Here is a 4323-nt window from a genome sequence, read left to right on the forward strand (position 1 = left end):
AATTCAAATCATAGAAAAATAAAAAAAGGTTGCTAATAATTATAGCAACCTTTATCCTATATATTTCGAGCCCTGTATAGCCTCTTTACGTTCCAAAGCCTTATCTATGTACGTTTGAATAGCTGATTTCTTCATTCCCCAATTTGGAGCAATCAGTAAATCTTGATCTGCCAACCCAAATAGACGTTGAATAACAATATCCGGTCGCAATAGCGGAATAAATTCTGCTAGAAAGTCACAATATTCATCAATAGAGAAAACATGAAAAGGTTCACGCTTGTACTGAACGCCCATGATCGATCCTTCAACAATATGCAGATGATGTAACTTCACAAATTTAATCTGCGGGTGCTTATTTATTTCATCAGCATACTTTAGCATCATTTCATGCGATTCCCAAGGAAAACCAAAAATTGTATGTACACAGATTTCCAATGGACTATTTTCAACTAATTTAAGTGCTTTTTGTAATTCATCATGAGAACAACCACGATTAATTCTATCTAGAGTTTCATCATAAATTGATTCCATCCCCATTTCCAGATCAACATCATAACGATCACAATAACTTTCTAACAAAGCTACCTTTTCAAAATCAATACAATCTGGTCTTGTTCCAACAGAAAGACCAATAGTATCTTCAGGACAAACAGCTAAAGCTTCGTCATACATAGCCTTTAAAAAATGTGCAGGAGCATAAGTATTTGTATTGGGTTGAAATAGATAATGAATTTATCAGCCCGGTACCCTTCTCGCGCTCTTTTAATGCCTTCTTCCACCTGTTCACGAATTGTTGGTAATTTTCGTGCAGATTCAGGTGTAAATGAATCCACATTACAATATGAACAACCGCCATACCCCTTACTTCCATCACGATTAGGGCAAGTAAATTCCCATCCACAATGACTTTATATACGCGTTGACCATTATATTTCTTTTTCAAGTAAGATCCATAATGATTATATGGCTTTTGTCCTATATCTAATAATGTACTCATAAATACAAAGATAGAAAGATTTCATAGGATTTAATTATTGGAAACACATTATGTCCCTTACAATGATCGAATCTTTACACAATTTAGTATCTTTATAAGTTATATTAGGAAATTATGAAAAGATTAACTCTTAAAGATATCGCAAAAGCGCTAAACTTATCAGCTCCCACCATTTCCAAAGCCTTATCCGATAGTTACGAAATAAATAAAGAAACAAAAGAGAAGATCATTGCTTATGCCCATGAACATAATTACCAGTATAATGCATTAGCTAGAAGTTTAAAAACCGGTAAAACCAATATTATAGGAGTTATTGTTTCGACGATCAGTAATTCATTCTTTTCACAAATTTTGGAAGGAATAGAAGAGTCCTCGCTTTTTCAGAAATACAATATCATTATTATGCAAAGTAGAGAAAGCCCTGCAGTAGAAAAAAAATGTATTGATATTCTATATTCAAAAGGCGTTGATGGTATATTAATTTCGCCTGTATCAGATAGTGCCAACTTAAGTTATTTACAACAACTACATAATAGCAATTGTCCTATTGTTATCTTCGATCGTATCAATAATAATTTACAAACCTTCAAAATAGGAATTGATAATAAAAAAGCAGCACAAAAAGCAACGCAAGAACTTATTGATAGAAACTACAGCAATATACTGCACATTACAGGACTTGCTAATGGTGTTACAAATGAAAGACTTCTAGGTTTCCAGGAGGCCTTAAAACAAAATAACATCGCATTTGATGACAAAAAACTACTAAGATGCGATCTATCACAAATTCAAATCGTTGAAGAGCAAATCCTAAATAAATTAGAAGAATTAAAAAATGACAATAAAAGTCCTGATGCCATTTTTACTGCTACAGACTTATTGACAAATCGTACAATAGGTTTATTAGCACAACAAAAAATTAAAATTCCATCGGAAATTGCCCTTATTGGATTTTCAAATACGAATTATGCCTTTTCTTTTAATCCACCATTGACCTGCATTTCTCAACCAGCAACAAGAATAGGAAAATTAGCTTTTGAAAAAATGATTCATATCCTAGAATTTCGATTAAAAAAGAGAGAAATTGTCTACGAAACGATAGAACTAGATGCAGAGATTACCATTAGAGAATCTATCTAAGCAGTCAGAAATGATCATTATATCATAACATAATAAGGGGATTATATATCCCCTTATTATGTTAATGTCCACCTCTATTTCTTCCATTACCTTTATGGTGCTTGCTATGCCCCTTTTTGTAATGTTTATTATGTCCTTTCTTATGGTGACCGTGATGATGCCCCCGTTGAGGTCTATGACCATGATCATGATAATATCCTACACAAGAACTAACAGATAGCAATAACATTAACCCTCCCAAAAAAATTGCAAATTTTGCCTTCATAAATAACCTATTCTTTTCAGGAAATAGCCAAATACTATACCAAAAGAGTCCATAGATAAAAATTACAACTGTTGCATCTCATAACGACCTGTTTATAAAGTAGTTTATGCAACAAATAAATCTGACATAATAAATTATAAATAAATAGGAGATCAGATTAACCTAAATAATTGGATGAACTAATCAACCAGCAAAAGTCATATATGCTGTAATAGTTATAATCTTAGCGAAATAAATCCGATATAAGAATTCTAAAAGTCAATACAAGTACAAAAAGAAGGTAGACGTTTTATTTACTCATTATCTCTGCAGCAAGATCATCCTTGTATTCTTTAATTGATATTGCAAGATCCTTTTTTAATGCAATTAATAGTTCGCTATTTTCAAACTCACTATAAATATTATTCAATTCTTCAGGATCTTTCTCAAGATCGTAAAGTTCCCAAAAATCTTGTTCTCCATAAAAACGAATCAACTTAAACTTTTTAGTTCTGATACCAAAATGTGGCATCACACGATGAGGTTGTGGATATTCATAATAATGATAATAAATTCGATCGCGCCAAGATACTTTATCATTTTTTAAAAGATCAAAAAAAGATTTTCCTTGAATTTCTTTTGAAGCAGGAGCATCTGCCATCGCTAACAATGTGGGAGCCCAATCAATATTCAAAACAGGCTGTTCAATAACTGTACCCGCTTTGATAACCCTAGGATAGCGGATCATAAAAGGAGTTCTCAAAGATTCTTCATATATGAAGCGCTTATCAAACCATCCATGTTCGCCTAAATAAAACCCTTGGTCCGAACCATAAATAACATCGTATTTTCAGCCAAACCATTGTCATCCAAGAAATTCAAAATCTTTCCGATATTACGATCCAGCGCCTTAGCTGTAGAGAAGTAATCGCGCATGTAACGTTGAAATTTCCACTCTGCGAGTTTCTTACCGGTTAGTTTTCTATCATTGAATTCTTTACTTATCCGATCACCGTAATAAGCACGGTAAGCACTACGTTGTTCGCTATCCAATCGACTATAAATCCAGTCGGTTTCATAATCAACATTTACTTTCAGATCAAAGCCCAGTTTCATTGTTCCTGAAATACTCATATCCTGATGAGCTGCAGCTTTCCTATTCTCATAAGTATCGTAGAAAGTTGACGGAACTGGAAAAGTAACATCATCATATGCTCCGAGATCTTCTAATGCAGGCAGCCACTCGCGATGTGTGGCTTTCTCACCGATTACAAGAAAAAATGGTTTATCCTTATCTCTTTTTTCTATCCAGTCCTTTGAAAGGTCTGTAATAATATCTGTGACATAACCTTTATGATTAACCGTATCATTCGCCTGTGTAATAAAATCTGGATTAAAATAATGACCTTGATCAGGAAGAATAGTCCAATAACTGAATGCGTCCTGAGGTAAAATGTTTCCAGATGCCATTTTCCTATCCATGCAGTTTGATATCCAGATTCAGCTAAAGATCTGGAGAAAATAAACTGATTAATATTGAATTTTTTGTCATTTGAAATAAAACCATTCACATGACTATACTTACCCGTTAATAGCGCTGCTCGACTAGGAACACAAATAGAATTGGTTACAAAAAAATTATTAAATAAAGCACCTTCATTAGCGATCCGGTCAATATTAGGAGTTTTTGCTAATTTATTGCCATATACACCGATTGCTTTATTCGTATGATCATCTGACAAGATAAAAATAATATTCGGCTTCTTATGTTTCACATCCTGAGCTGGACTAGCATATGAAAACCATATGGGTATAAATAATGCGAAGAGTTTATAAAAAGTAGGTTGTGACATATTGATCAAAATTATTCTTAAAGATAAGATAATCTTGATAAAAAAGGTATAAAACACAAAAAAAGCCTCTGCTGTATAGCAAAGCTTCT

General features: G+C 33.1%; 3 protein-coding genes and 2 pseudogenes. 1 reads left to right on the top strand and 4 read right to left on the bottom strand.

The window, feature by feature from the left end; genetic code table 11:
- Positions 1-51 precede the first annotated feature (51 nt).
- Positions 52-997: pseudogene (locus tag L950_RS24270) on the bottom strand (TIGR01212 family radical SAM protein).
- A 114-nt stretch (positions 998-1111) separates the two neighbouring features.
- Here L950_RS24270 and L950_RS24275 point away from each other — a divergent pair.
- The gene (locus L950_RS24275; RefSeq protein WP_021191104.1) at positions 1112-2137 is read left to right on the top strand and encodes a LacI family DNA-binding transcriptional regulator; all 1026 of its coding nucleotides are present in this window, start codon (positions 1112-1114) and stop codon (positions 2135-2137) included.
- A 61-nt stretch (positions 2138-2198) separates the two neighbouring features.
- Here L950_RS24275 and L950_RS24280 read toward each other — a convergent pair whose 3' ends face one another.
- The 3 genes and pseudogenes from L950_RS24280 to L950_RS36025 form a co-directional block, all read right to left on the bottom strand.
- Positions 2199-2402, bottom strand: coding sequence for a hypothetical protein (locus L950_RS24280; protein WP_021191105.1), 204 nt, complete (start codon positions 2400-2402; stop codon positions 2199-2201).
- A gap of 289 nt (positions 2403-2691) precedes the next feature.
- Positions 2692-3803, bottom strand: a pseudogene (locus tag L950_RS37620) (sulfatase/phosphatase domain-containing protein).
- Positions 3686-4323, bottom strand: a 638-nt coding sequence (locus L950_RS36025; RefSeq protein WP_262507195.1) for a sulfatase-like hydrolase/transferase, incomplete at its 5' end; no start/stop codon positions are given. The gene L950_RS36025 and the pseudogene L950_RS37620, both read right to left, overlap by 118 nt.

Source organism: Sphingobacterium sp. IITKGP-BTPF85, assembly GCF_001006065.1.
GTDB classification, from domain to species: Bacteria; Bacteroidota; Bacteroidia; order Sphingobacteriales; family Sphingobacteriaceae; genus Sphingobacterium; species Sphingobacterium anhuiense.